The organism is Streptomyces sp. NPDC023573 (assembly GCF_055559735.1).
On sequence record NZ_JBVHKB010000012.1, the window covers coordinates 1 to 25,939 of the forward strand.

23 protein-coding genes are annotated in these 25,939 nt (G+C 71.7%); 13 read left to right on the forward strand and 10 right to left on the reverse strand.

Annotation, left to right across the window (positions count from 1 at the left end):
* The 7 genes from mbhE to ACZ32T_RS30885 form a co-directional block, all read left to right on the forward strand.
* Positions 1 to 1,131, forward strand: a 1,131-nt coding sequence (mbhE, locus tag ACZ32T_RS30855; protein WP_467370311.1) for a hydrogen gas-evolving membrane-bound hydrogenase subunit E, incomplete at its 5' end; no start/stop codon positions are given.
* Entirely contained in the window at positions 1,128 to 1,721 is a 594-nt protein-coding gene (locus ACZ32T_RS30860) for a Na(+)/H(+) antiporter subunit C (protein WP_467267868.1), read from the forward strand. The genes mbhE and ACZ32T_RS30860, both read left to right, overlap by 4 nt.
* The gene (locus tag ACZ32T_RS30865; RefSeq protein ID WP_467267866.1) at positions 1,718 to 3,367 is read left to right on the forward strand and encodes a Na+/H+ antiporter subunit D; all 1,650 of its coding nucleotides are present in this window, start codon (positions 1,718 to 1,720) and stop codon (positions 3,365 to 3,367) included. Before ACZ32T_RS30860 ends, ACZ32T_RS30865 begins: the two co-directional genes overlap by 4 nt.
* The gene (locus ACZ32T_RS30870; RefSeq protein WP_467267864.1) at positions 3,364 to 3,996 is read left to right on the forward strand and encodes a Na+/H+ antiporter subunit E; all 633 of its coding nucleotides are present in this window, start codon (positions 3,364 to 3,366) and stop codon (positions 3,994 to 3,996) included. Before ACZ32T_RS30865 ends, ACZ32T_RS30870 begins: the two co-directional genes overlap by 4 nt.
* Entirely contained in the window at positions 3,993 to 4,316 is a 324-nt protein-coding gene (locus tag ACZ32T_RS30875; RefSeq protein WP_356710531.1) for an MrpF/PhaF family protein, read from the forward strand. The genes ACZ32T_RS30870 and ACZ32T_RS30875 overlap by 4 nt, the downstream gene beginning before the upstream one ends.
* A complete protein-coding gene (mnhG, locus tag ACZ32T_RS30880) occupies positions 4,313 to 4,726 on the forward strand; it encodes a monovalent cation/H(+) antiporter subunit G (protein ID WP_467370315.1) in 414 nt (137 codons plus the stop codon). The genes ACZ32T_RS30875 and mnhG overlap by 4 nt, the downstream gene beginning before the upstream one ends.
* 92 nt (positions 4,727 to 4,818) lie before the next feature.
* A complete protein-coding gene (locus ACZ32T_RS30885) occupies positions 4,819 to 5,550 on the forward strand; it encodes a CDP-alcohol phosphatidyltransferase family protein (RefSeq protein ID WP_467267859.1) in 732 nt (243 codons plus the stop codon).
* On the opposite strand, the gene ACZ32T_RS30890 is transcribed toward ACZ32T_RS30885, so the two are convergent.
* On the reverse strand, positions 5,519 to 5,968 hold the full coding sequence (locus ACZ32T_RS30890) for an FAD synthase family protein (RefSeq protein ID WP_365934772.1): 450 nt from the start codon (positions 5,966 to 5,968) through the stop codon (positions 5,519 to 5,521). The genes ACZ32T_RS30885 and ACZ32T_RS30890 overlap by 32 nt on opposite strands.
* Positions 5,969 to 6,134: 166 nt before the next feature.
* Here ACZ32T_RS30890 and ACZ32T_RS30895 point away from each other — a divergent pair, with 166 nt between their 5' ends.
* From ACZ32T_RS30895 to ACZ32T_RS30905, 3 genes are read left to right on the forward strand one after another with little or no spacing between them, the layout of a single operon-like run.
* On the forward strand, positions 6,135 to 7,364 hold the full coding sequence (locus ACZ32T_RS30895; protein ID WP_467370485.1) for a glycosyltransferase: 1,230 nt from the start codon (positions 6,135 to 6,137) through the stop codon (positions 7,362 to 7,364).
* Complete coding sequence (locus tag ACZ32T_RS30900) at positions 7,361 to 9,046, forward strand: P-loop NTPase family protein (RefSeq protein ID WP_467267856.1); 1,686 nt, start codon at positions 7,361 to 7,363, stop codon at positions 9,044 to 9,046. The genes ACZ32T_RS30895 and ACZ32T_RS30900 overlap by 4 nt, the downstream gene beginning before the upstream one ends.
* Positions 9,043 to 10,281, forward strand: a complete 1,239-nt coding sequence (locus ACZ32T_RS30905; protein ID WP_467370317.1) for an MATE family efflux transporter — start codon at positions 9,043 to 9,045, stop codon at positions 10,279 to 10,281. Before ACZ32T_RS30900 ends, ACZ32T_RS30905 begins: the two co-directional genes overlap by 4 nt.
* On the opposite strand, the gene ACZ32T_RS30910 is transcribed toward ACZ32T_RS30905, so the two are convergent.
* A complete protein-coding gene (locus ACZ32T_RS30910) occupies positions 10,250 to 11,764 on the reverse strand; it encodes a hypothetical protein (RefSeq protein WP_467370319.1) in 1,515 nt (504 codons plus the stop codon). The two genes, ACZ32T_RS30905 and ACZ32T_RS30910, sit on opposite strands and share 32 nt — an antisense overlap.
* Positions 11,765 to 11,885: 121 nt before the next feature.
* Here ACZ32T_RS30910 and ACZ32T_RS30915 point away from each other — a divergent pair, with 121 nt between their 5' ends.
* Complete coding sequence (locus ACZ32T_RS30915) at positions 11,886 to 13,043, forward strand: glycosyltransferase (protein ID WP_467370322.1); 1,158 nt, start codon at positions 11,886 to 11,888, stop codon at positions 13,041 to 13,043.
* A gap of 4 nt (positions 13,044 to 13,047) precedes the next feature.
* On the opposite strand, the gene ACZ32T_RS30920 is transcribed toward ACZ32T_RS30915, so the two are convergent.
* Genes ACZ32T_RS30920 through gmd form a run of 5 tightly spaced genes read right to left on the reverse strand, consistent with a single transcriptional unit; the run spans position 13,048 to position 20,618 of the window.
* Positions 13,048 to 13,875, reverse strand: a complete 828-nt coding sequence (locus ACZ32T_RS30920) for a glycosyltransferase family 2 protein (protein ID WP_467370324.1) — start codon at positions 13,873 to 13,875, stop codon at positions 13,048 to 13,050.
* Positions 13,872 to 14,585, reverse strand: coding sequence for a hypothetical protein (locus ACZ32T_RS30925; RefSeq protein WP_467370326.1), 714 nt, complete (start codon positions 14,583 to 14,585; stop codon positions 13,872 to 13,874). The genes ACZ32T_RS30920 and ACZ32T_RS30925 overlap by 4 nt, the downstream gene beginning before the upstream one ends.
* Complete coding sequence (locus ACZ32T_RS30930; RefSeq protein WP_467370328.1) at positions 14,582 to 16,837, reverse strand: LamG-like jellyroll fold domain-containing protein; 2,256 nt, start codon at positions 16,835 to 16,837, stop codon at positions 14,582 to 14,584. The genes ACZ32T_RS30925 and ACZ32T_RS30930 overlap by 4 nt, the downstream gene beginning before the upstream one ends.
* Positions 16,834 to 19,608 (reverse strand): DNRLRE domain-containing protein, encoded by a 2,775-nt coding sequence (locus ACZ32T_RS30935; protein ID WP_467370331.1) that lies wholly within the window; start codon positions 19,606 to 19,608, stop codon positions 16,834 to 16,836. Before ACZ32T_RS30935 ends, ACZ32T_RS30930 begins: the two co-directional genes overlap by 4 nt.
* The gene (gmd, locus tag ACZ32T_RS30940) at positions 19,605 to 20,618 is read right to left on the reverse strand and encodes a GDP-mannose 4,6-dehydratase (protein ID WP_362932444.1); all 1,014 of its coding nucleotides are present in this window, start codon (positions 20,616 to 20,618) and stop codon (positions 19,605 to 19,607) included. Before gmd ends, ACZ32T_RS30935 begins: the two co-directional genes overlap by 4 nt.
* A 118-nt stretch (positions 20,619 to 20,736) precedes the next feature.
* Between gmd and ACZ32T_RS30945 the strand changes: the two genes are divergently transcribed.
* Positions 20,737 to 21,720, forward strand: a complete 984-nt coding sequence (locus tag ACZ32T_RS30945) for a GDP-L-fucose synthase family protein (protein ID WP_467370335.1) — start codon at positions 20,737 to 20,739, stop codon at positions 21,718 to 21,720.
* 72 nt (positions 21,721 to 21,792) lie between these two features.
* On the opposite strand, the gene ACZ32T_RS30950 is transcribed toward ACZ32T_RS30945, so the two are convergent.
* Positions 21,793 to 23,343, reverse strand: a complete 1,551-nt coding sequence (locus ACZ32T_RS30950) for a sugar transferase (protein WP_467370337.1) — start codon at positions 23,341 to 23,343, stop codon at positions 21,793 to 21,795.
* Positions 23,344 to 23,545: 202 nt separating this feature from the next.
* Between ACZ32T_RS30950 and ACZ32T_RS30955 the strand changes: the two genes are divergently transcribed.
* Positions 23,546 to 23,923: an ankyrin repeat domain-containing protein gene (locus ACZ32T_RS30955; RefSeq protein ID WP_467267840.1), complete on the forward strand. Its 378-nt coding sequence runs from the start codon at positions 23,546 to 23,548 to the stop codon at positions 23,921 to 23,923.
* A gap of 65 nt (positions 23,924 to 23,988) precedes the next feature.
* Here ACZ32T_RS30955 and ACZ32T_RS30960 read toward each other — a convergent pair whose 3' ends face one another.
* The gene (locus ACZ32T_RS30960; protein ID WP_467267838.1) at positions 23,989 to 25,491 is read right to left on the reverse strand and encodes a catalase; all 1,503 of its coding nucleotides are present in this window, start codon (positions 25,489 to 25,491) and stop codon (positions 23,989 to 23,991) included.
* Entirely contained in the window at positions 25,454 to 25,933 is a 480-nt protein-coding gene (locus tag ACZ32T_RS30965) for a Fur family transcriptional regulator (RefSeq protein ID WP_467267837.1), read from the reverse strand. The genes ACZ32T_RS30960 and ACZ32T_RS30965 overlap by 38 nt, the downstream gene beginning before the upstream one ends.
* Positions 25,934 to 25,939: the final 6 nt, after the last annotated feature.

Genomic DNA, 25,939 nt, shown 5'->3' on the forward strand with positions numbered 1-25,939 from the left:
CCCCTCCAGGGGGCGGTGGCCGCGCTCACCTGCGCAGCGGCCCTCTCCTGTCTGACCGTCAGCCGCCGGATGAAGGCCGTCGTCCTGGCGGGGCTGACCGGATACGGGGCCGCCCTCCTCTTCGTCGTACAGGGCGCTCCTGACCTGGCGCTCACCCAGTTCTGCGTCGAGACCGTGTCGATGATCGTGTTCGTGCTGGTGCTGCGCCGGATGCCGGTGCGTTTCGAGGAGTCGATCGGCACCTGGCGGCGCGCGGTGCGGATCCCCGTGGCGCTGGCCGCGGCGGCGACGGTCGGCGTGGCCGTCTGGGTGGCGGGAGCCGCGCGGGTCGCCGAGCCCGCGGGCGCCGCGATGGTCGAGGAGGTCGCCCACCACGGTCTCAAGGACGTGGTGGCCACCATCCTGGTCGACCTGCGCGCCTGGGACACGATGGGGGAGTCCGCCGTCCTCGCGGCCGCGGCGATCGGGGTGACCAGCCTCATCTATCTGCACCGCCGCGGTGAGGCCTCCATGCCCAGGGAGGAGCTGCGGGGGGAGACCGCCTGGGCGGCGCTGTCCGGCCGGCGGCTGGCCGGCGTGCCGGAGGGTGACGACAACGCGCCCGAGCGCAGCTGGCTGGCGGCAGGCTCCACCCTCGCGCCCGAGCACCGGTCCATCGTCTTCGAGGTGGTGGCCCGCCTGCTCTTCCATCCCATTCTGGTGCTCTCCCTCTATCTGCTGTTCTGCGCGGAGAACATGCCGGGCGGCGGCTTCGTCGCCGGACTCGTGGCGGGCCTCGCCCTCATCACCCGCTATCTGGCGGGCGGCAGATTCGAACTGGCGGAGGCCGCACCGCTGCAGCCCGGGCTCTTCACCGGACTCGGACTGTTCGTGTCCACCGGAGTCGCCCTGGGCGGCCTCGCGGAGGGGACGGTGCTGCACGCCTGGACCTACCACGGGCATCTGCCGGTCTTCGGTGACTTCCACCTGAGCACATCGGTCCTCTTCGACTTCGGTGTCTATCTGCTGGTGCTCGGCGTGGTCCTGGACATCGTGAGGGCGCTGGGCGCCAAGGTCGACCGGCAGATCGAACGGGCGGCGGGCGCCCTGACCCCCGTGACGGACACCGGGAAGGGGGAGCCGCAGCGATGACCATGAGCGCCTCGCTCCTCGCCACCGCCGTCGTCCTGTGCGCGGTCGGCGGCATCCTCATGCTCACCCGGCCGCTCACCCGCATCCTGCTCGGCGCGGTGATCACGGGCAACGGCGTCAACCTGCTGGTCCTCGCGTCGACCGGCTCGGCGGGCGCCGCGCCCCTGCTCTACGGCGTGCCGCTGCGGCGGATCACCGACCCGCTGCCCCAGGCCATCGCCCTCACCGCCATCGTCATCACGCTCGCCACCACGGCGTTCCTGCTCGCCATGGCCTACCGCAGCTACCAGCTGACCGGCACGGACGAGGTCCACGACGACCTGGAGGACCGGCGCATCTTCCTGCGCGCCGAGGTGATGGGTCAGCGGGCCGAGCTCCGCGAGGAGTACCGGGCGGGGCCACGCCCCACACAGGAGGAGCGTGCGGACTACCGCGAGGAGCGCCGCCGGCTGCGGGCCCGGCTCCGGGCAGACCGCGCCCTCCAGGCCCGGGGCCGGGACGCCGGCGGAAACCTCTGGCACGACGTGCTGGGAGCCGATCCGGAGGACTACGTGAAAGACAAGGACGACGACCGAGGAGCCGCCGGATGAACGCGCTCGTCCCGCTGCCCGTCCTGCTGCCGCTCTGCGCCACCGGGGTGAGTCTCGCCTTCGGTACCAGGCTCGCGCGCTTCCAGCGCTTCATCAGCGTGGCCGTCCTCACCGCCGTCCTCGGTCTCTCGGTGACCCTGATGATCGCCGCCGACCGCCAGGGCCCCCTCTCCGTCCACCTCGGTGACTTCGCGCCGCCGCTCGGCATCACGCTCGTCGCCGACCGGCTGTCCGGACTGATGCTGACCGTCTCCTCGGCGGTCACCCTCTCCGTCCTGGTCTACTCGCTGGGCCAGGGCATGGCCGACCGGGACAAGGAGACGCCCGTCGCCGTCTTCCACCCCGCCTATCTCATCCTGGTCTCGGGGGTCTCCCTCACCTTCATCGCGGGCGACCTCGTCAACCTGTACGTCGGCTTCGAGATCATGCTGGTCGCCAGCTTCGTCCTGCTCACGCTCGGTGGCACGGGCCCCCGGATCCGGGCCGGCTCCACCTACGTGATCATCTCCCTGTTCTCCTCGATGCTGTTCCTCACGGCGATCGCCATGACCTACGCCGCCGCCGGCACGGCGAACCTGGCCCAGCTGGCCGTCCGGCTGCCCGAACTCTCCCTCGGCGTGCAGACCCTGATCCAGGCCATGCTGCTCACCGTCTTCGCCATCAAGGCCGCCGTCTTCCCCGTCGCGGCCTGGCTCCCCGACTCCTACCCGACGGCGCCCGCGCCCGTCACCGCGGTCTTCGCGGGCCTGCTGACGAAGGTCGGCATCTACTGCATGCTGCGGACCGAGACGCTGCTCTTCCCCGGTAACCGGCTCGGCGATCTGATCATGGCCGTCGCCCTCGTCTCGATGCTCGTGGGCATCCTCGGGGCGGTCGCGCAGACCGACCTGAAGCGGCTGTTCTCCTTCACGCTCATCAGCCACATCGGTTACATGGTCTTCGGTATCGGCCTCGCCACCCGTGCGTCCTACGGCGCCGCGATCTTCTACGTCGCCCATCACATCACCGTCCAGACCTCCCTCTTCCTCGTGGCGGGCCTCATCGAACGCCGGGGCGGGACCAACGAGCTCACCCGGCTCGGCGGACTGGCCAGATCCGCTCCGCTGCTCGCGGTCCTCTTCTTCGTCCCCGCGATGAACTTCGCCGGGATCCCGCCCTTCTCCGGTTTCATCGGCAAGCTCGGACTCATGCGGGCCGGCGTCTCGGACGGCGGCGTCTGGGCCTGGACCCTTGTCGCGGGCGCGACCGTGACGAGCCTGCTCACCCTGTACGTGATGGCCAAGATCTGGAACCTGGCCTTCTGGCGCACCGAGCCACCGGGCCAGGCCGCCTACGGCACCGTCCTGGAGGCCGCCGACGACAGCGACGACGACGACACCGACACCGGACCCGACCGCATCCCCGGGACCGGCGACGAAGGCGTGGGGCCGCCTCCGGCCGGCCGGACCCAGGCCGCGACCCTGCAGGGGCGGGCCGTCACCACCACGGTCCGCCCGCCCGGAGCCATGACGGCGGCCACCGCGGGAGCCGTCGTACTCGGTCTCGCCTTCACCGTGCTGGCCGGCCCGCTGGCGGCGTTCACCGACCGTTCGGCAGCCGGACTCATCGAGCGCCGGCCCTATGTGGAGGAGGTGCTCGGCCGGTGAGGCGCCTGATCACCCTGTCGTACCGCAATCCCGATCTGCCCCCGTTCAGCCTCCAGTTCGCCGGCCGCCGTCGCCGGGTGCTCGAACTTCCGCTGATCGCCTGGCTCACCCTGATCTGGGTCCTGCTGTGGTCCACCCTGACCTGGGCCAACGTCGTCACGGGGGTGGTCGTCGCGGTGGTCGTCTGCCTGGCGTTCCCGTTGCCGAAGGTCGATCTGGGGCTGCGACTGCACCCCTGGGGCATCCTCCGGCTCGCCGGCTATCTGCTCTACGACATGTACACCTCGGGGGTGAAGGTCACCCGGCAGATCTTCGCCGGCCGTCCGCACCGGCCCGCCGTGATAGGCGTGCCACTGCGGTGCCGCAGCGACCTGATGCTGGCCGCGACGGCCGTCTCCGTGTCCAACGTGCCGGGCGGCGCCGTCGTGGAGGTGCGCAGGGCCACCGCCACGCTCTTCATGCACGTGCTGGACGCGGACAGACCGGAGGAGTTGGAGGCCGCCCGGCAATCCGTCTGGAAGCTGGAGGAACTGACAGTCCGCGCGTTCGGCACCCCTGACGAGATCGACCGGGTCTCCGAGCCGCCACCACCGGTCGCCGGGTCCGACGGAGTGGAGGGGGGACCGTGAGCGGCCCCGAGACGGTCGACCGCGTGCTGATCACCGCCGCCGTCGTGCTGGTCGTGGTGGCGGGCGCGCTGCTGCTCTTCCGGATCAGCCGCGGGCCCTCGATGCTCGACCGTGCCATCGGGCTCGACGTCTTCGCCGCTGTGATCATCGCGGGCCTGGGCGCCAAGTCCGCCTTCGCCCGGGACCCGTTCTACTTCCCGATCATGCTGGTGCTCGCGTTCCTGGGCTTCACCGGCTCGGTGGGCATCGCCCGTTTCATCGCCGTACGGGACAAGCCGCTGTCGCGCCGGAAGGCCGGCGGGAAGGAGGGGCAGCGGTGAGCGTCTGGCTCCAGATCACGGACACGGCCGGAGCGGTGCTGGTGTTCCTCGGCGCGGCGATCTGTCTCCTCGGCGTCGTCGGCATGCTCAAGCTCCCCGACGTCCTCTCGCGCAGCCACGCGGCGACCAAACCGCAGACCCTCGGACTGCTGCTGGTGCTCGCGGGCGTCGCACTGAGGCTGCGCAGCGGAATGGACCTGGCGACGCTCGGCCTCATCGGCTTCTTCCAGCTGATGACGGGCCCGGTGGCAGCCCACCTGGTGGCCCGGTCGGCGTACCGGACGGGGCAGATCGAGCGCGGTGAACTCCTCTTCGACGACCTGGACGCGCAGCTCACCGAGCCGGGGGAGCGGGCCCCCGGTGGTGAGCCGGAGGCGGGGGGCGGAGCCGAGCGCGGCCAGGGGGACTGAACGCCCCGGTGCACGGCAGTCCCCGTATCTCCACGCCCCGCACATGATTTCTGCGATGATGCGCCGGGAATCCACCGGGTGCTGGGGGGCGTATGGGAAGCACGGGTACGGTGCTGCGCGAATTGCGCGGCGCGCAGAAGTCGTCCAAGGGTGTCTCGCTCTACTCGCGGTACGTGAACCGGCCGGCCGGGCGCCTGCTCGCCGCCGGCGCCTTCCGCGTCGGCCTGACGCCCAATCAGGTCACTGCGGTCAGCGCGGTGTTCACCTTCGCGTCGATCGCCGCGGTGGCACTCGTGGAGCCGTCCTGGTGGCTCGGGGCGGCTGTCTGGGCCGGTCTGGCCGTCGGCTTCGCCTTCGACTCCGCCGACGGGCAGCTCGCGCGGCTGACCGGGCGGGGCGGACCGGACGGCGAGTGGCTCGACCACGTCGTGGACTGCGCGAAGATGATCCTCGTCCACAGCGCCGTACTGATCTCCTTCCACCGCCTCGGCTCCCTGCCGGACGAGGGCTGGCTCCTGCTGCCGCTCGGCTTCCTCTTCGTCGCCGTGCTCACCTTCTGCGCGGGGCTCCTGCGCGAACAGCTCGGCAAGGCGGCGGCCCGTGCCGCCCCGGCGCCCGCGGGTCCCGCGGCGCCGGTGTCCCGGGCCCGGGCGGTGGCGCTGCTGCCCGCGGACTACGGGGTCTTCTGCCTGGTCTTCCTGCTGCTCGGCGCACCCGGGGTGTTCCGTGCCGGGTACGCCGCGCTCGCGGCCGTGCACGCCGTGTTCCTTGTGGCGTTCCTCGTCAAGTGGTTCAGGGAGCTGAAAGAGCTCCGGGCCGGCTGACGAGCACGTCCAGCGCCCGGCGCAGCTGAGTGCTGGACGTGTGCACGGTGTACGGGAAGTAGATGACCTCCACCCCGACCTCGGCGAAGTCCCGCTCCAGCCGTTCGCCCTTCTCCGTACCTCGCCAGTCGTCACCCTTGAAGATGACGTCGAAGCGGACCTGCTGCCAGGTCTCGACCTTGTCCGGAACGGTCTCCACGAACGCGGCGTCCACGTAACGCACACTGCGCACGATCTCCAGCCGCTCGGGCAGCGGGATCACCGGTCTGTGGCCCTTGGCCAGCTCGGCCATCTCGTCGGAGACCACTCCGGCCACCAGGTAGTCGCACTGGCTGCGGGCGTGCCGCAAGATGTTGAGGTGGCCGACATGGAACAGGTCGTACACCCCCGGCGCGTAGCCGACTCTGTGCTGCACCATCCGTTCTCTCCCCCCACGGTGGAACTGGTGCAACGACCTTACTGTGAAGAACACTTGTGCATCCCGTGAACGGATAAGCTCGGGGGAGAGGCTGTTCCGGGGGGAAGGCGATCATCCGTTGTCCGCAGTTGAGCATCCGATACGGCTCGAGAACCACCGACTTCTCGTGGTCTCCACCAACTACGCCCCCGAGCTGACGGGCATCGGCCCGTACGCCACGCAGCTCGCCGAGCACTGGGCGGCGTCGGGGGCCAGGACGGAGGTCCTGGCCGGCATGCCCCACTATCCCGCCTGGCGCGTGGACGAGGGCTACCGGGGCGTGTGGCGCAGGGAGGAGAGCCGTGAGGGCGTGCGGATACACCGGCGACGCCACTATGTGCCGCCCCGTCAGACTGCGCTGCGCCGCGGTGTGTTCGAGGCGAGCATCCTCGTCCACGGGATCCTCGCCCCGCCGCCCGGCCGTTTCGACGCGGTGGTCTCCCAGATGCCGAGCCTCGCGGGCGGCGTACTCGGAGCCCGGCTGGCGCGCCGCCACCGCGTCCCCCACATACCCGTCGTCCAGGACCTGATGGGAGCCGCCGCCGCACAGAGCGGCATCCGCGGAGGAGGCAGGGCGGCGGAGGCCGCCGCGAAGGCCGAGCGTTACGCGCTGCGCGGCGCGGCCCTCGTCGGTGTCATCCACGGAAGCTTCGTGGAGGGGGTCACCGCCCTCGGCGTGGACCCCGGGCGCATCCGGGTGGTCCCCAACTGGACTCACGTGCGGAGCCCTTCGGCCGGCCGGGCCGCCACCCGGGCCCGCCTGGGCTGGACCGGCTCCACACCCGTGCTGCTGCACTCCGGGAACATGGGCCTCAAGCAGGGGCTCGACGTCCTGGTCGGCCTGGCGCGGCTCGCCCCGGACATCCGGGTCGTCCTGATGGGCGACGGCAACCAGCGCGACGGACTGCGTGAGCTGGCGGCCGGGCTGCCCAACCTCGACTTCCTGCCGCCCGCGGACGCCGACGACTTCACCGATGTGCTCGCCGCCGCCGATGTGCTCGCGGTGACCCAGCGGGCCTCCGTACTCGACATGAGCGTTCCGTCCAAGCTCACCTCGTACTTCGTCTCCGGACGCCCCGTCGTCGCCTCCGTGGCCGACGGGGGCGGCACGGCGGACGAGGTGCGCCGCTCGGGCGCGGGCGTCCTCGTGGCCCCCGAGGACCCGGCCGCGCTCCTCGACGCCGTACGCCGGCTGGCCGCCGACCCGGTGACGGCCGACGCGCTGGGAGCACACGGCCCCGAGTACGTCGCACAGCACCTGAGCAGGGAGGCGGGGCTCGCCCGCTTCGACGCCCTGCTCACCGAAGCGCTCGGGGACGCGCGAACAGGTGACACACGAGGGGGAGCACGCCGATGACGCACCAGATCCGTCCCCTGGACGACCAGGACGAACCGGCGCTGCTGCGCGACCAGTTCCGCCAGCTCCTGCGCTACCGCCTGCTGCTCGCCGGGGGCGTCGTCGTGGGCCTCCTCGGCGGGGGCTTCCTCGCCCTGAGCGGTGACGACACCTATACGGCCACCGGTGAGGTCCAGGTGCGCTCCGCGACCGCCGACCCCTTCGCCACCGGGGCCTCCGCCGACAAGGGCATCAACATCGGCTCCGAGCGGCAGACCGCGGTCAGCGACATCGTCGGCGACCTGGCCGCCGGGACCCTGCTCAAGAAGGGCGACGACGTCACCGCACGGAAGCTGCTGGCCGGCCTCCAGGTCACCAACCCGCCGAACACCCTCACCCTGCGCTTCTCCTACACCGGGGCCGCCCCCGAACAGGCCCGGTCCCGCGCCGAGGCGCTGGCCAACGCCTACCTCGCGCACCGCAAGGCGCGCACCCAGGAAAGCCTCGACAACATGGCGAACGGGTACCGCGCGCAGCTCGAACCACTGGAGGAGAAGCGCGATCTGCTGGAGGAGCGGACCGGCGTCGACGCCGCGGACGACGTCAGCAGTGCCCGCGCCAACATCATCGTCTCCATCTCCGAGCTGAGCCGGAAGATCTCCGAGCTCAAGGCGCTCGACATCACCCCCGGCTACCTGAACAAGAAGCCCGTCGCCCCCACCGAGCCGGCCGGCGCGGGACTGCCCCTGCTCCTCGGGCTCGGCGCCGTCGTCGGTCTCGCCCTCGGCCTGCTGCTGTCCTGGGTGCGCCTCGTCTTCGACCCCGCCGTACGCTCCCCCCGCGAACTGGTCCGTTCCCTCGGGGGCCCGCTGCTCGGCACGCTGCCCAGGGAACGCGCGGCCGGGGACACCCTGCTCGCGATCGGGCGCAGCGGTTCGCGGCTCGCCGAGGAGTACCGCGCGGTCGCCTTCCGGCTCGCCTACGACCCGTCGTTCGCGGAGCGGCGCAGACTCCTGGTGACCGCCCCGCGCGGCGACAACAGGGCGGCCGCGGCCGCGGCGGTCAACCTGGCCGCCGCCTTCGCCGAGATGGGCCGCGACGTCCTGCTCGTCGAGGCCGACCTGCGTACGCCCTCCCTCGCCCATGACCTGGGGCGGGCGGCCCACGAGGTGCGGCCGCCCCGCTGGGCCGCCGACGAGAGCGACCGCGGCTGGCCGGCCGGCGGCCGCTCCAACGTGGACGTGCCCGGCTCCGGGGCGTTCGCCCTGGTCGCCGGGGTCACCGCGGACAACGTGCCGCGCGCCCTGACCTCCGCGTCCGTCGGACGGATCGTCGCCGAGGCCGACCGCCCGGGCGCCGTGGTCATCGTCCTCGCCCCGCCGGTGCTGTCGTACGCCGACGCCGTCGCACTCGTCGACCGGGTCGAGGGCGTCATGATCGTCTGCGACCCGCGCGAGGTGCACCGCAGTGACCTGGAACGGATCCGCGAGATCATCGGCGCCTCCGGCGGCTCGGTGCTCGGCGCCCTCCTCCACCCGGCCCGGACCCGGCTGCGCCGCTCGGAACGCCGGCACAAGTCCGCCCGGCGCCGCACCGGCGGCCCGGACGGCCCGGCCGCCGACGCGGACGCGCCGGAGAACACCGGGAGCCCCGACGAGACCATGGGGCTGCGCTCCTTCACCCTCCCGGGGGCGCGCCGGTGAGAGCCCGCACCGCGATCCTCTGCTCGGTCGCGGACCAGGGCGTGGCGGCGCTCACCAACATCCTGGTGCTCGTGGCCGCCGCCCGGCTCTCCACCGTGGACGACTTCGCCCGCTTCTCGGCGGTCTACCTCGTCTTCACGGTGCTGCTGGGTGTCTCCGGCGCGTACACGGGACAGCCCCTGGCCCTCCGGCGCGGCGGCGGTGCGGACACCCGGGGCGCCTGCCGCTCGGCCGTCGTGTTCACCGTCGGAGCGTCGGCAGCCCTCGGCGCCCTGCTGGCCGCCGTCTGCCTGCTCGTCCCGGGCGACACGGCCCGCGCCCTGCTGGCGCTCGGCCTCGTCCTGCCGGTGGTGCTGGGACAGGACGCCCTGCGCTACGCCTTCTCCACGCTCCAGCAGCCCCATCTCGCCCTGACCGGAGACCTGTTGAGGCTGTCCTGCGTCCTGGGCGCCCTGGCCGCCCAGGAGTACGGGGCCGCCCCCGCCCGGCTGATCGCCGTCTGGGGGCTCTCCGCGCTGCCGGCCCTCCTGCTCTCCGCCGTGCTGCTGCACCGCACGACCGCGGGCGCCCCGATGTCGCTGCGCCCGCTGCTGCGGCGCGGCCACCTCGGTCAGCGCTTCACCGTCGAGTTCGGGGTCGGCAACGCGACCAGCCAGCTCTCCGTCCTGGGGCTCGGCGTCGTCGCCAACCCCCTGCTGGTCGGAGCGCTGCGCGGGGCGACCACCCTGTTCGGCCCGCTCAACGTGCTGTTCACCTCCGCCACCTCCTTCGGCCCCCCGCTCCTCGGCAGGATCGGCGACGAACGGCGCAGGGTGCGGGCCACCGCGGGCCTCGCCGCCGTGCTCGCCGCGACCGCCGCTCTCTGGGCCGCCGCACTCGCCCTCCTGCCCGAACGGGCGGGGCGCGAGCTCCTCGGCGACACCTGGCCGACGGCCGCCGCCCTGCTCCCCGCCACCGGCAGTCAGTACGCGGCGATGGCCGTCGGCACCTGCGGACTGCTCGCCCTGCGCATGCTCGACCCGCGTACGACGCTGAGCATCCAGGTGGTCTTCTCCCTCACCGCCGTGGCCCTCATGGCCGGCGGGTACGCCCTCGCAGGTGTCCCCGGGGCCGCCTGGGGGCTGTGCCTCGGATCGCTCTGCAAGGCCGCCGCCACCTGGACCCGGGTCGCCCGGCTGCGCCGCCGGAGCGCGACAGGGCCCCTCAGCGCCGACGCGCTGCCCGCTGCTCCCTGAACGTGCTGATCAGCACCAGGCACAGCGCGGCTATCGCCAGTTTCCCCGCGGCCTGGAGCAGCGGCCCCCGCAACAGGATGAACGTGTACCCGGCGATCAGCGGCGCCGCGATCGCCAGCACGCTGCCCGGCCCGGGGCCCGCCCGCGTGACCGCCAGCGCGTACCTCCGGTCCGTACGGGCCGCCGCGTAGCCGATCAGCGCCAGACCGCCGATCATGCCGGACGCGCCGAAGTCGACCCAGAACTCGGTCCACAGCGGAGCCGACAGGTTGGTCATGTTCATACCCATCCACTCGCCGACCCGGACGCCGGTGTCCTCCGGCTTCCCGCTCCAGACCGCCCTGGGCACGAAGAAGAGTGCGGAACCCGCGAGCTGACGGCCGTAGGTGTGGCCCCGGGTCTCCACCCAGGAGATGGTGTTGGCGAACATCACCGTCTGGTCGTAGTCCTTGGTGGCCAGCGGCTCGAAGACGGAGGCCGACTGCACGGGCCGGTACCCCTCGTCGTCGTAACGGAAGCGGTCGGCGTAGGGGAAGAGCACCAGCGCGCCCACGACGCCCATGGTGAGCACCGAGCGGTACATCGCGGCACTGCTCGGGAACGCGGTGAACAGCAGGGACACCAGCACCGTCAGGAACCAGTAACGAGCGTTGGATATCGGGTTGTTCACGATCAGGTTGACCGCCGCGAGCGCCACCCACACCAGCACGGTCGAAGGGGAGCGGCGGGCCCGGCGCGAGGTCACCAGGCGCCGGGTGCAGAAGAGCAGCGCCAGCAGCGCCGGGACCGTGCCGAAGCCCTTCAGGAACGCGGAGCCGACGTTCGACTCCGCCGAGGCCACCCCGCTCTGCGCCACCGTGTCGCTGATCTCCTGACGGCTGGAGAAGAACACGGCCGGCCCGCCGAGCTTCAGTACGTAGTACGCGCTCGCCAGCAGCGCGAGCAGCACCAGCAGCCGCAGCCTGACCGGGTGCGCCACGGCCGGCCGGCCCGTGGCGCGCGAGGAGGCGCGCCTCTTCAGGGGGCGGCGGGAGGCCAGCAGCGCGCCCAGGTCGAAGGCCGCGCACCCCACCAGGATCATCGCGATCGCCGTCACCAGGTCGGAGCGCGGTCCCACCATCGGCGTCGGGGTCTGCCCGATCACGACCTGGGCGAACGGCGCCACACCCATGGCGATGTACACGAACATCCAGAAGACGCCCTGGAGCAGCCGCCGGCGCGTGGACAGGATCATCGTGGCGAGCCGGGCCCCCGCGTAGCACGTCAGCACGAGCTGCAGCCAGTAGGCGGTGTCCCGCACCCCCGAACCGGGCTGGGCCGCGATCACCGCGGGCAGGAAGCAGACCAGGCCCAGGATGAGCGGCACGGACACCGCCCGCGAGAGCATCGCCCACGTCAGGGGCCTTGCCGGCGGCTCGGCCGGCGGGCGCGGAGCGCTCTCCCGGACGGCGACGGCCCCCACCGACTCGTGCACGGACGTCATGACCCCCCGATCACCGGCCCCGAGGGCCCCACGGCCCACGAACACCTTAACGAATGCGGCCCACTCGGGGTGGAGTGATGACTAGTCTGTGAACAGTCGGCCGAGGTTGAGGGGAACCCTGGTGAAGGTCCTGCACATCGTCACGCTGCACTCGCCCGACCACGCGTTCGGCGGGCCCACACGGGTCGCGCTCAACCTGTCCAAGGTGCAGCGCGCCGACGGCGACGACGCCCGCGTCATGGCGCTCGGCGACGGCTTCGCGGGCGCGCTGCCGGACACGGTGGAAGGGGTGCCCGTGCACCTCTTCCAGGCACGGCACCTGCTGCCGATGTTCGAGGTCAGCGGCATCACCTCCGGCGCCCTGCTGAACACCGCGCGCCGCATGATGCGCGGCGCCGACCTCGTCCACGTCCACCTGATGCGCGACCTCGTGACCCTGCCCGCCGCGCTCCTCGCGCTGGCCACCCGCACCCCGCTCGTCGTCCAGACGCACGGCATGGTCGACCCGACCGAGAAGCGTGTCGCCCAGCTCACCGACCTGCTGGGCGTCCGTACGGTGCTGCGCCGCGCCGACGCCGTGCTGCACCTCACCGAGGCCGAGCGCCTCGACGTGAACGCGGTCGCCGCACCGGTCGCCCTCACCAACACCGTCAGGCTCGTCAACGGCGTCCGGCCGCAGGAGCGCAAGCCCGCCCGGGACGAGGGCCGCCCGCCCACCGTCCTCTTCCTGGCCCGCGTCCAGGAGCGCAAGCGGCCCGAGGACTTCGTCGCGGCGATGCCGGCCGTCCTGGCCCGGCACCCCGACGCCCGGTTCGTCCTCGCGGGACCGGACACCGGCGCGCTCCCCGGCACGCTGGCGCTCGCACGCAAGCTCGGCGTCATGGACTCACTGGACCATGTGGGCCCCCTCGGCCACGAGGAGGTGCTCGCGGCCGGACGGCAGGCCGACGTGTACGTCCTGCCGTCGATCGAGGAGCCCCTCGGCGTTTCCGTCCTGGAGGCCATGTCCGTCGGCACGCCGGCCGTCATCACCCGGACCTGCGGCCTCGGCCCCGACGTGGCGGCCGCCGGAGCGGGCCGGGTGATCGACAGCAGGGCCGGCCAGGACGCGGAGAACGCCCGCAAGGTCGCCGACGCCGTCCTGGAACTGCTGGAGCCCGAGGCCAACGACCGCGCGGGGAAGGCCGCGTGGAACCTGGTCAACGAGCAGTTCACCATCGAGGCCGTCACACGGACCCTCCGGAGGACCTACGAGGACGTGGTCCGCCGGAGGGCGTGATCCCTCAACCCGTTCTTCCCTCACGGGACTTCAGCGCGATCTGCCAGCGGTAGAAGCTCATCGCCAGCGCGAAGTCCAGACCGGCGCGCCCGTCCAGGAAGCCCCGGCGGTAGACGTACATGTAGGCGAAGGACACCAGCGGCTTGAACGGCGCCTTGTGGAAGAGCTGGCCCTGCCGGGACTTCACCCTCCTCACCTGCTCCTTCACCTCGGGGTGGTGCTCCAGCCACGCCTCCCAGTCGGAGTAGCGGTTGTGCCGTTCGAACCAGGCGGTGACGGGGTCCAGGTCCTGGTGCTCGATGGGGTTGCTCAGCGCCCGGGCCGTCGCCGCGACCGGCTGGTAATGCCCCTCGACCTCTCCGATGCCGGGCGCGGCAAGGTCGCCGACCTCCGGGTAGTGGCACCGGGTCCGGTCGGTCAGGGACCGCTTGCGGATCGTGTAGCCGTGCCGCAGCCGCTTCCCCGAGAACCAGTAGCCCAGCGGGATGTCGTACGCGGCGGGTTTCGGGCTCTCCGTGTCGGCGAAGATCCTCCGCAGCTCCGCCAGCAGCCCGGGACTCAGCCGCTCGTCACCGTCGAGCAGCAGGATCCAGTCCAGGTCGGTGCGGACGTTCTCCAGACACCACTGCTTCTTGCGCGGATGACCTCCGTCCCAGGTGTACGCGACGACTTCGGCCCCGCACTCCTCGGCGATCTTCGCCGTGTCGTCGGTGCTGTGCGAGTCCACCACGACGACCGCCTCGAAGTGCCCCAGGACCGACTTCACCGCCTCGGCGATGTTCAGACCCTCGTTCTTCGTGGGGATCGCGACGGCGATGGGCAGCTTGTTCAACTGTTGTCTCCTTGCGGCAGCCAGGCGTAGCAGCCTGTGGAGGTGAAGGTGCGGGCCGACCGGGCGACGGTGATCTCCACCTGCTCGCCCGTGGCGGAGGAGCCCGAATCCAGCTCCTTGCCGTCCGCCCCCGCCACCTGCCAGCTGCAGGCTTTGGTGGGAGAGGGGGCCCTGTACCGCCCGGGCCGGAGCCCGGCGCCCTTGTGGGTGCCGTCGGCGTAACCGAGTGCGGCCTCGTCGATGACGTCCTGGTGCTGGGAGCAGAGATGGGTCACGGCCGGCTCGGCGTCCGTGACCTCACCGGAGACGATCGCGGCGACGGCGATGTCCCGGTCGGCCTTGACCAGGTAGCGGAGCCGGTCGCAGGTCTCCTGCCCGGTCTGGAGCACCGCTGCCGGGTCCATCCCCTTGGGTACGCGGTCGGTCAGGTACTCCTTCTGCTTCCTGGTGAAGGACCCCGTGGCCGGGGTGACGTCCCCGGCGTGAGCCTTCGGCGTGCCGCTGGGCTTCCCGGGTGCCGGGGCCGCCGCAGAGGCCCCGGACGGCGTGGGGGAGGCCGTGACCGCGACGGACGGCGTACCACCCGCCACGGCTGCGGTCTTCCTGCCCTCCTCGCCGGACCCGTCGCCCGGCCCGCCGGACGAGCCGCAGGCGGCCAGCGCCGCCGTCGCGAGGGCGACGGCGGCGCCGGCCAGGAACGGGTGTCTCATTCGGTGTTCCTCAGGCCGTGGTGCGCGCTGACCTGGGCCTCGCTCAGCGCGGTCGGGTAGACGGCGGTCTCGTCGATCTGGCCGGCGAAGAAGTTGCTGGTCGGGCGGTTGGCCCAGTTGTTCAGGTTGTCCCCGCCGACCCGCCAGTAACCCGGGTAGTTCTCGTTGCCGCTGTAGAGGATGTTCGACGCGCGCAGCTGCCCGTCGACGTACAGCCGCATGCCGCCGGTGCCCTGGGTGGCGACGACGTGGTGCCAGTTGCCGTCGTTGTAGGCCCCGGCCGTGGTCACCGTGCGGCGGCCGCCGCTGTAGACACCGAAGACCAGTCGTCCGTCGTTGGCCATGTACACGTGCTTGTCGAAGCGGGTGCTGTTCTGCATGCTCAGATTGCCGAAGCCGATGATCTTGCCACCCCGGTTGGTGGTGGTCTTGATCCAGGTCTCCACCGAGAAGCGGGTGGGCTGCGGGTGGCGCTTGTTGCTGTACGCGTACTCGCTCGCCCCGTCGAAGCCGATCGCGGTCGAGTCGCCCGCGATCGCGGCCGGGGTCTGCCGGTAGGAGGGCGCGTTGCGCAGGAAGCCGTTGTCCAGGCCGCCCGTGGTGTCCGCCGCGAAGGTCGAGGTGCTCTCGTCGTAGCGCCAGTACAGCGAGGCGCCGTCGGCCAGCACCCGCGCCGGGTAGGCCTGGGTCGACGCGGCGACGGTCGCCGACTGCGCCGGGGACTTCGCGCTGGTGTTGGTGCCGTCGCTCGCGGTGACGCGGTACGAGTGCGTCTCACCCACCGCCACATCGGTGTCCGTCCACTTCAGCTGCGGGCGGTCCCAGAAGAGCGAGTATCCCGTGACCGTGTGCACGGGCGTGCTCGCGCCGTCCTTGTAGATCCGGTAGGTCAGCTCCCCGTCGTCGGTGTCGAAACTGGTCTGCCAGTTCACGTCGATCCGCCCCGGGGTGACCGTGGAGAGACTGACGTTGGGCACCCAGGGCGCCCCGGTGTCCGGGCCGTCGGCGAACCGGGTCAGACCCTGCTGCCCGGCGCCGTTGACGGTGGTGAACTCCCCGCCTACCCACAGGTAGTGGTGGCCGCCCTTGTCGGTCTGCGTCATCACCCGCGGCCCGACCGGCTCACCGATGCCGTCGTTGGTGTCGGGGAACCAGGGCAGCAGCGTCGGGTCGTCGACGGACTGGGCCAGCAGGTGCTTGCGCGGCTGGTCGGCGAACCCTCCCATGCTGGCGCAGTCATGGGCGTGACTCCCGCTGTAGAGCACGCCCGAGTGGACCAGGACGGCCTGGGTGGCGCCCAGGCAGGTGTCCCGCCAGCGCTGTTGGTAGTCGTCGAGGTCGATGGCGATCCGGCCGTCGAACACACCGCCGCCGGTGCCCTCGTTGGCGGTGTAGAGACCGGTCGCGTCGGTCGTGAGGTCCTGCACCGTCGACGTGTTGGGAATGAAGCCCGGGTAGCTCTTGGTGAGTGCCCCCGTGGTGGCGTCGACGACGGCGAGCGCGTGCGAGGTGGTGCCGTTGACGGTGAAGAAGTCACCGCCGAGTGCCACGTGCTGCCCGTCGGGGGTCACCTGGACCGCCCGGGCCACCTCGTCGGCGTTCGCCGTCCACGGCAGCAGGGCGGCGTCGGTGGTGACCGCGGCGAACTTGTTCCTCGTCTGCCCGCCCACACTGTTGAAGTCACCGGCCAGGTAGACGGTGTCCGCGGTGACGTCCAGGGCCCGAACGGTCGCCGAGACGGAGATCTTGAAGTCCGTACGGGGCGTGCAGGTCGCCGTGTCGACGGCGGCGATGTTGCTGACACCCTCGCCGTTCACCGCGCCGAACTGCCCTCCCGCGTAGAGGGTCCCGCCGTCGGGCGACAGGGCGAGCGCCCGTACGGTGGCGGTCCCCGAGGTCTGGGTGAACGACAGGCTGCACCCCGTGGGCGCGCCGGTCGCCGCGTCGAACGCCGCGAAGTTGACCGCGGGCTGCTCGGAGGTCCCCGCCGCCGCGTCAGGCGGCCGGACGGTGGAGAAGGTGCCACCCGCGTAGACGGTTCCCTCCGTCGCGGCCATCGACCAGACGATCCCGTTGGTCTGCCAGGTGGAGAGGTCGTCCGCGGTGATGGACACCGGCGGTGTCAGCGCCGCGGCCGGGGAGGCCCCGGCCGCTGTCGCGGTCAGGGCACCCGCGAACAGGCAGAGCGCGGTGGACGCGGCCCGTACACGGCCGCTTCCCCGGAATCTCCGCCCCGTGCTTGCGTTCATCATTCAACTCCGAAGGTGAGGACGAGCTGCGGCCGGTAGGCCGCGGTTGCCTCGCTCGACCAGATGCGGAGACTGTCCGTCCCGCTTCCGGTCAGGGCGAGTGAGGTGGCGGAGCCGAGGGCCCCGCCGAGTGCGGACGCGTCCAGTTCCGCCGAGTGGTCGGTGGAGACCGATGCCGCGCCGGTGATGGTCCCCAGCACGGACGTGGCGAGCGCCGGCCGGGTGTTGTAGGTGACCGCCGATTCGGTCCACGTGCCGGTGACCGGCACGATGCTGTGGCTCTCGGCCGATCCCGCCGTCGGGTCCGACGAGGTACGGAAGGTGAGCCGCGCGCCCGTGAGCACCCGGCCCGCCGGAGCGGACGGCAGGGTGAAGCGCAGATAGCTCAGGTAGGCCGTGGTGCCCCGCGAGGCGAGCTGGCTGCCGTCGTAGTTGGTGTTCGCCGCCACGCTGTTGACGTAGGCGTCCTCGTCCGGGGTGAGGGTGACGGTGCTGCCGCCGGGGTCCGGCGGGGCGCCCGCCAGCTCGTGGTGCGCGGCGACCTGGGCGGCGGTCAGCGCCGACGGGTAGACCGCGGTCTCGTCGACCTGGCCGGCGAAGTAGTCGCTGGTGGGGCGGTTCGGCCAGGCGTTGCTCATGGCGTCCCCGCCCACCCGCCAGTAGCCGTCGTACGAGCGGTTACCGGTGGCCGCGTTGCTGCCGACCGCCTCCCCGTCGACGTACAGCACCATGCCGGACGGGCCCTGTGTGGCCACGGCGTGGTGCCAGGCGCCGTCGTTGTAGGAGCCGGCCGAGGTGACGGTGGGCCGGGTGCTGCCGCTCTGGACGCCGAACGCCAGCCGGCCGTCGTCCGTCAGATAGACCAGCTTGTCCGAGATGCTGCTCGTGTGGCCGCGCTCCGTACCGATGTTGTTGCCGTACCCCACGATCCGCCCGCCGCTCGTCGACGTGGTGCGGAACCAGGTCTCGACGGAGTACGGCGTGGGGGAGGTGTAGTGGTGCAGCCGGTCGCTGTGGACGTACTCGTTCGTGCCGTTCAGGGAGAGCGCGGCGGAACCGGCCACCGCGGACGGCGTGGCGCGGTAGGAGGGCGCGTTCACGTACACCCCGCCGTTACGGCTCGCCGACGCGTCGGCCGCGAAGGCGCCACCGGCCTCGTCGTAGCGCCAGTACAGATCGGCTCCGTCGGCCAGCACCTTCTCCTGGTAGGGCGACGCCGACGACGCGGCGGTCACCGGGGCCGCGGCGGAGAGCGCGCTGGTGTTCGTGCCGTCGCTCGCCGTGATCCGGTAGCTGTACGACCTGCCCGCGACCACGTTCCGGTCGGTGAAGGTCAGCTGCGGTCTGCTGAAGAACAGCGACGAACCCGTCGTCGTGTACACCGGCGTCGCGCCGCCGTCGCGGTAGACCCGGTACGTCAGGAGACTGTCGTCCAGGTCCAGGCTGCTGCGCCAGCTGACCGCGACCTCACCGGTCCGCGGCGCGGACACGCTCACCGCCGGTGCGGGCGGTGCCCCGGTGTCCGGCGTGTTCGCGAACCGGGTCAGCGCCTGCTGGCCGGTCCCGTTGACCGTGGTGAACTCGCCGCCGACCCAGAGGAAGTCACGGCCGCCCTTCGAGGACACGGTCAGCGCCCGGGGGCCGACCGGCTCACCGATGCCGTCATTGGTGTCCGGGAGCCAGCCCAGCAGGTCGGGGCTGTCGACCGACTGCGCGGTCAGATGCTTGCGTGCCTGGTTGGGGAAGCCGCCCATGGTCGAGCAGTCGTGCACATGGCTGCCCGCGTACAGCACCCCCTGGTGGACCCGGAGTGCCTGCGTCGCGCCCTGGCAGGTGTCCCGCCAGCGCTGTCCGAAACCGTCGAGCTCCATGGCCAGCCGGCCGTCGAACGACGTCGGCCCCGAGCCCTCGCCCGCCGCGTACCAGCCGTCGGACGCCTCGTCCGTGACGATGTCCTTGATGACGGCGGACCGGGGGATGAAGGATGCGCCGTAGGCGTGGGTGACGGCGCCGGTGGACGCGCTCGTCACCGCGAGCGCGTGCGAGGCGGCGCCGCCGACGGTGAAGAAGTCACCGCCGATGAGGACTGCGGTCCCGTCCGGGGTCACCCTCAGGGTGCGGCCCGGTTCGTCGGCGTCCGGGTTCCAGCCGGTCAGGGCTCCCTGGGCGGTCACCGCGCCGAAGAAGCGCCGGGCCGTCCCGTTGACGGTCTGGAAGTCCCCGCCCGCGTAGACGGTGCCGTCCGCCGCGACGTCGAGGGCGCGGACCGTCGCGCCGAACTGCGGGGCGAAACCCGCCCGCGGCCGGCAGGTGGCGGTGTCGATCGCCGCCAGGCCGTTGACGGCCGTTCCGTTCACCGCGTTGAAGTATCCACCCGCGTACAGCGTGGACTTGTCGGGCGAGACGGCGAGCGCCCGGACCGTCGCCGTGCCGCTGCTGCGGGTGAAGGAGAGCGAGCACCCGGTGGGCGCCCCGGTCGCCGAGTCGAACGCGGCGAAGTTCACGGCGGGCGTCGTGTTGCTCCCGGCCGGGGAGCCCGCGGGCCTGACCCCCGAGAAGGTGCCTCCCGCGTAGACCACCCCGCCCGCCTCGGCCAGCGACCAGACGATGCCGTTGGTCTGGTACGTGGACAGGGCGTCGGCGGTGAAGCCGACCGGCGGGGTGAGCGCGGCGGCGGGGGGAGCGGAGAGCGCCGTGAGCGTGCCCGCGGCGAGAGCGACGACGGCGGCGAACACCACCCCCCGGGCGCGTCCGAGCCGTCCGGCCCCCGTCATCTGTCCACCCGGACCGCGGAACCCGTGAGCTGGTCGCTCAGCAGCCGGATGTCGGCGTCGACCATGATCCGGGCCAGCTCGCGCGACTTCACCTCCGGCTTCCAGCCGAGGAGTTCCTCCGCCTTGGACGCGTCTCCGATCAGCGCGTCGACCTCGCTGGGGCGCTCGTACTTCGGGTCGTAACGCACATGCTCGGCCCAGTCGAGGCCCGCGTGCTCGAAGGCGTACTCGAGGAACTGCCGGACGCTGACCCCCTCACCGGTGGCCACCACGTAGTCGTCGGGGGTGTCGCACTGGAGCATCCGCCACATCGCCTCCACGTACTCCGGGGCGTAGCCCCAGTCGCGTACGGCGTCGAGGTTGCCCAGATGCAGCCGGTCCTGCAGACCCGCCTTGATCCTCGCCACCCCGCGGGTGATCTTGCGGGTCACGAAGGTCTCGCCGCGGCGCGGGGACTCGTGGTTGAACAGGATGCCGTTGGTGGCGAACATCCCGTACGCCTCACGGTAGTTGACCGTCGCCCAGTACGAGTACACCTTGGCCACGCTGTACGGGCTGCGCGGGTGGAACGGCGTCCCCTCGTTCTGCGGGGGAGGGCTCGCGCCGAACATCTCGGAGGAGGACGCCTGGTAGACCCGGGTCTCGATGCGGCTGGCCCGGATCGCCTCCAGCAGCCGGACCGTTCCGAGCCCCGTGACGTCCCCCGTGTACAGCGGAGCGTCGAACGACACCCTGACATGGGACTGCGCGCCGAGGTTGTAGACCTCGTCGGGCTGTATGTCCCGCAGCAGGTTCACCAGCGCGACCCCGTCGGAGAGATCGGCGTGATGGAGCACGAAGGAACGATTCGCTTCCTCGGGCCCCTGATAGATGTGGTCGATCCGCTCCGTGTTGAAGCTCGAAGAACGGCGTATCAGGCCGTGGACCGTGTACCCCTTCTCGAGCAGCAGCTCCGCCAGGTACGAACCGTCCTGCCCGGTCACGCCGGTGATGAGTGCGGTTTTTGCCATGACTCCCCCCCTTTTTTCTGGTCGCCCGTAGGGCGGTTCGGTGCATCGAAATATCGCCATCTGAGCGGAATGCGGCAAAGGGTCACCCCGATGCCGCGCTCCTGGCAGAATCCGGGCCATGACGACTGACCTGCCAGGACCGTCCCAGGAATCCGCCCTCCCCCTGCTGCGCCCCGGCGCCCGCATATTCGTCGCCGGCCACCGCGGCCTCGTCGGTTCGGCGCTGGTGCGCCGCCTCACCGCCGACGGCCACGACGTGATCACCCGCGGCCGGGACGAACTCGATCTGCGCGAGGCCGCGCCGACCGAGGCGTTCCTGCGTGACACCCGCCCGGACGCGGTCGTGCTGGCCGCCGCCAAGGTGGGCGGGATCATGGCCAACAGCACGAGCCCCGTGCAGTTCCTGGAGGACAACCTCCGGATCCAGCTCTCGGTGATCGCTGGCGCGCACGCCGCCGGGATCCAGCGGCTGCTCTTCCTCGGGTCGTCGTGCATCTACCCCAAGCACGCCCCGCAGCCGATCCCCGAGGACGCCCTGCTCACCGGCCCCCTGGAGCCGACCAACGAGGCCTACGCACTGGCCAAGATCGCCGGGATCGTGCAGGTCCAGTCGTACCGCCGGCAGTACGGCGCCTCGTACATCAGCGCCATGCCCACCAATCTCTACGGCCCCGGGGACAACTTCGACCTGGAGACCTCGCACGTGCTGCCCGCCCTGATCCGCCGCTTCCACGAGGCGAAACGGGACGGTGCGGACGAGGTCACCCTGTGGGGTTCCGGCAGCCCTCGCCGCGAGTTCCTCCACGTCGACGACCTCGCCGCCGCCTGTGCGCGGCTGCTGGAGGTCTACGACGGCGCCGAGCCGGTCAACGTCGGCTGCGGCGAGGACCTCTCCATCCGCGAACTGGCCGCGACCGTCCAAGAGGTGACGGGTTACCAGGGGCGCGTCGTCTGGGACACCTCGAAGCCCGACGGCACCCCGCGCAAACTCCTCGACGTGTCCCGGCTCTCCTCCCTCGGCTTCAAGCCGCAGATCCCCCTGCGGGACGGCATCGCCCGCACCTACGCCTGGTGGCTCGGCAGGAACGCCCCGCAGGGCTGACGCTCCGGCCGGACGGCCGCGGTACGCACTGGTTCCGTGCACGCTCGTCCCCTCGTGTCCCCCCACCACGTCTCAGTACGCCCCGCGGCCGTCGGTGACGGCGCGCACCGTTCTGGCGAGGAGCCCCATGTCCGTCGCCACGGACCAGTTGTCGACGTACCAGAGGTCCAGCGAGACCGTCTCCTGCCAGGACAGGTCCGAGCGCCCGCTGACCTGCCACAGACCGGTCAGCCCGGGCCGCACCGCCAGCCGCCGCAGCTCCCGCTCGTCGTAGCGCGAGACCTCCTCCGGCAGCGGAGGGCGCGGACCCACCAGGGACATGTCACCTCGCAGTACGTTGAGGAGCTGAGGGAGCTCGTCCACGGAGGTGCGCCGCAGGGCGTGGCCGATGCGGGTCACCCGAGGATCGCGGCGCATCTTGAACATCGGGCCCTCGCTCTCGTTCTCTGCCGAGAGCCGCTCCCTGAGGGCCTCTGCGTCCGCCACCATCGTGCGGAACTTCCACATGGTGAACGGCCTGTTGTGCAGGCCGTGACGCGTCTGGCGGTGGAAGACCGGGCCGGGTGACGAGAGCCGCACCGCCAGAGCCACCCCTGCGAACAGGGGCGCCAGCACCAGCAGCCCGAGGGCGGCGCCCGCCCGGTCCACGAGGGCCTTGAGCGCGGCCTGCGGACCGCGCCGCAGCGGCGGCGCGACGTGCAGCAGCGTCAGTCCGGCGGCGGAGGCCGGCCGCACCCGGGCGGCGGCCACGCCGGACAGCTCCGAGAGGACGCAGAGGGCCAGCCCCCCGTCGTGCAGTCCCCACGCCAGCCGGCGCAGCCGGTCGTCGTCGAGCTGCGGGCCGGGCGCGACGAGCACCAGATCCGCGTCATGGGCGAAGGCGCCGCCGAGCACCGTGGACACGTCGTCGTCGGCGTGCCTCGGCCCCAGCCGCCCCGGCACCGGGGTCGCGCAGGCCGGTGCCGCCGGACCCACGGGGACCACGGCCACCGCCGTGTACGGGTGATCCGCACGGGAGTTGAGGAGATTCACCGCCCGGTCCAGGCCTGCCGCATCGCCCACCACGAGGACCCGGCGCCCCCCTCGCCGGCCCGCCGTGCGCCGTATCCGGCCCGCGGCCCCCACCAGGACGGCCACGGCCAGGCCGGGCGCCAGCGCCGCGACGGCGGTCGCCGGGTCGAGGCCCCCGCCCGTCAGGGCCAGCAGCACCGCCAGCACCCCGACGAGCGCCAGCCAGTCCCCCGAGGAGGCGTACGCCGCTCCGGCCGCTTCCCCCGGCAGCCGGGGTGCGTACCGGCCGCGTGCCGCACGCACCCCGGCCCACACGAGCGCGGCCGACGCCGCGGCGGCCGACGGCCCCGGCTGATCGCCGGCGCGCAGCACGAGCCAGGCGGGAACCCCCAGGCCCACCAGATCGGTCAGGACGAGGAAGGGCACACGCGGACCGGGCGACTTCCTCGCCCGCGGTCTCTCCGCGTGATCGCGCTCACCAGCCGTCGGGGCTCTCCACAACTGCTGCGGAGCCACCGTGTGGTTCCGGGACCCTGCGGTACGCGGTCGTGGTGCTCCCGCGAGCCCGACAGGCCCGGATATATCCGATTCAGGTATTTCGACATGCCCCATGAACCCCCCAGCCACAGTTGCATCCCCCCAAACGGGGCGCATCCGCCGATCCTGTGGACTGACGGATGCGCCCTCGCTCGGTGCACGATATCCACACACGTGCCATTTCGCTGGAGTTCTCGTGAAGTTCAGACACGCCGGGCGATGTGATTCCCGTCGCCCCGTCCGGAGGGTCGCGGAGGCGCACATCTAGAGTGGAGGTATGGAACCGCTTTCCGAGGAACAGACCGACCAGCTCGTCGTGATCGTGACGGACCTGGCCAGGCAGGGGCGTACGGAAGAGCTTCTGGAGTTCTTCGACCACGGGCTGCCGGTCGACGTCCGGGACCAGGAGGGCAACACCGCCCTCATGCTCGCCGCCTACCACGGGCGGACGGAGACGGTGCGGGCGCTGATCGGGCGAGGGGCCGACGTCGATCTGCGCAACGCCAGGGACCAGTCACCGGTGGCCGGAGCCCTGTTCAAGGGTGAGGACGCGATCGTCGCGGCACTGGTCGCCGCGGGCGCCGACCTGGACGCCGGGACGCCCAGCGCGCGGGCCACGGCGGAGATGTTCGGACGGACGGCGCTGCTGGCGTAGCCGCGCCACTGCGGAGGGGCCCCGGGCGACGACGTGTCGCCCGGGGCCCCTCGCGTTCGGCCGGCTCAGGCCTGCTTGGAGGCCTTCAGGGCCTCGATGGCCTTGCGCACACCCTCGCCGTAGGCCGGGTCGGCCTGCGTGCAGTGGTGGATGTGACGCTCGATCGTGGCCTGCGAGGCCCCGTCGATCGCCCGCGCGGTGTTGCCGAAGAGGGCGTCCTGCTGCTCCGGCGTCATCTGCCGGAACAGGTTGCCCGGCTGCTCGAAGTAGTTGTCGTCGTCCTCGCGGTAGTCGAACCGGTCGGCCGCGGCGCCGTCGAGCGCCAGACCCGGCTCGGCGAACTGCGGCTGCTCGGCCCAGCGGCCGTAGCTGTTCGGGGTGTAACCGGGGACGGCGCCCTGGTTGCCGTCCACGCGCAGCTGGCCGTCGCGGTGGTAGGTGTTGACGTTCTTCGCGCCGCGCGGCTGGTTCACCGGGATCTGGTGGTGGTTGACCCCGACGCGGTAGCGGGCCGCGTCACCGTACGAGAACAGCCGGCCCTGCAGCATGCGGTCGGGCGAGGCGCCCACACCGGGGACGAGGTTGGCCGGGGTGAAGGCGGCCTGCTCCACGTCCGCGAAGTAGTTCTCCGGGTTGCGGTTCAGCTCGAACTCGCCGACCTCGATGAGCGGGTAGTCCTTCTTCGACCAGACCTTGGTGAGGTCGAAGGGGTGGTAGCGGTACGTCGCCGCGTCCGCCTCCGGCATGACCTGGATGTAGAAGGTCCACTTCGGGTGGTCGCCGCGCTCGATGGCGTCGAACAGGTCCGCCTGGGAGGACTCGCGGTCGTCGGCGACGATCGCGGCGGCCTCCTGGTCGGTCAGGTTCTTGATGCCCTGCTGCGTACGGAAGTGGAACTTCACCCAGAAGCGCTCGTTGCTCTCGTTGATGAACGAGTAGGTGTGCGAGCCGAAGCCGTGCATGTGACGGTAGCCGTCGGGGATGCCGCGGTCCGACATCACGATGGTGACCTGGTGCAGCGCCTCGGGGAGGTTGGTCCAGAAGTCCCAGTTGTTCTCCGGCGAGCGCAGGTTGGTGCGCGGGTCGCGCTTCACGGCGCGGTTGAGGTCCGGGAAATGGTGGGGGTCACGGTGGAAGAAGACCGGCGTGTTGTTGCCGACGACGTCCCAGTTGCCCTCCTCCGTGTAGAAGCGGAGGGCGAAACCGCGGATGTCGCGCTCCGCGTCGGCCGCGCCGCGCTCACCGGCGACGGTCGAGAACCGGGCGAAGAGCTCCGTCTCCTTGCCGACCTCGGAGAAGAGGGCAGCCCTGGAGTAGCGGGTGATGTCCTGCGTCACCTTGAAGGTGCCGAAGGCGCCGGAGCCCTTGGCGTGCATACGGCGCTCCGGGATGACCTCACGGCTGAAGTGGGCCAGCTTCTCCAGGAACCAGACGTCCTGGAGCAGCATCGGGCCGCGCGGACCGGCGGTGACGGCGTTCTCGTTGTTCGCGACCGGTGCCCCGGCGGCGGTGGTCAGCGGCTTCGTGTTGTCAGAAATTGTCCTGCTCCTCCGTGTGGAAACTTGCATGCACCGACTCCGGGTCCCGTCGGCCACGGTCGGTCCGGCATCCGGGGCACAGGCCCCAGTACGTGACCTCCACGTGGTCCACGGCGAATCCGTGGTCCTGGGGCGCATCGAGGCGCGGAGAGTCCGGGGGGACGTCGACGTCGGCGATCGTGCCGCACGAGCGGCAGACCACGTGCTGATGGTCGTCCCGGGACTGTCCTTCGTACCGTGCCGGAGAGTTCGGCAGGTCGATCCGCCGCGCCAGTCCGGCGTCGACGAGCGTCTTGAGTACGTCGTAGACGGCTTGGGTCGAGACCGCTCCGGTGCGCGTGCGTACCAGCGTCAGGAGGGTACTGACATCGGAGTGCGGGGCCTCGTGGACCGCCGAGAGCACGGCGACCCGGGGGCGGGTCACTCGCAATGACGCTCCGCGAAGGAGGGCCCTGGCCTCGGTTTCGATCACCTGCGC

Excerpts from the sequence above, each read along its gene's own strand:
- ACZ32T_RS30935 (WP_467370331.1), bottom strand. The coding sequence starts at position 19,608 with ATGACGGGGGCCGGACGGCTCGGACGCGCCCGGGGGGTGGTGTTCGCC.
- ACZ32T_RS30885 (WP_467267859.1), top strand. The coding sequence starts at position 4,819 with ATGGGAAGCACGGGTACGGTGCTGCGCGAATTGCGCGGCGCGCAGAAG.
- ACZ32T_RS30950 (WP_467370337.1), bottom strand. The coding sequence starts at position 23,343 with ATGGGGCATGTCGAAATACCTGAATCGGATATATCCGGGCCTGTCGGG.
- gmd (WP_362932444.1), bottom strand. The coding sequence starts at position 20,618 with ATGGCAAAAACCGCACTCATCACCGGCGTGACCGGGCAGGACGGTTCG.
- ACZ32T_RS30865 (WP_467267866.1), top strand. The coding sequence starts at position 1,718 with ATGAACGCGCTCGTCCCGCTGCCCGTCCTGCTGCCGCTCTGCGCCACC.
- ACZ32T_RS30890 (WP_365934772.1), bottom strand. The coding sequence starts at position 5,968 with ATGGTGCAGCACAGAGTCGGCTACGCGCCGGGGGTGTACGACCTGTTC.
- ACZ32T_RS30955 (WP_467267840.1), top strand. The coding sequence starts at position 23,546 with ATGGAACCGCTTTCCGAGGAACAGACCGACCAGCTCGTCGTGATCGTG.
- ACZ32T_RS30925 (WP_467370326.1), bottom strand. The coding sequence starts at position 14,585 with ATGAGACACCCGTTCCTGGCCGGCGCCGCCGTCGCCCTCGCGACGGCG.
- ACZ32T_RS30945 (WP_467370335.1), top strand. The coding sequence starts at position 20,737 with ATGACGACTGACCTGCCAGGACCGTCCCAGGAATCCGCCCTCCCCCTG.
- ACZ32T_RS30910 (WP_467370319.1), bottom strand. The coding sequence starts at position 11,764 with ATGACGTCCGTGCACGAGTCGGTGGGGGCCGTCGCCGTCCGGGAGAGC.
- ACZ32T_RS30930 (WP_467370328.1), bottom strand. The coding sequence starts at position 16,837 with ATGATGAACGCAAGCACGGGGCGGAGATTCCGGGGAAGCGGCCGTGTA.
- ACZ32T_RS30960 (WP_467267838.1), bottom strand. The coding sequence starts at position 25,491 with ATGCAAGTTTCCACACGGAGGAGCAGGACAATTTCTGACAACACGAAG.
- ACZ32T_RS30860 (WP_467267868.1), top strand. The coding sequence starts at position 1,128 with ATGACCATGAGCGCCTCGCTCCTCGCCACCGCCGTCGTCCTGTGCGCG.
- ACZ32T_RS30900 (WP_467267856.1), top strand. The coding sequence starts at position 7,361 with ATGACGCACCAGATCCGTCCCCTGGACGACCAGGACGAACCGGCGCTG.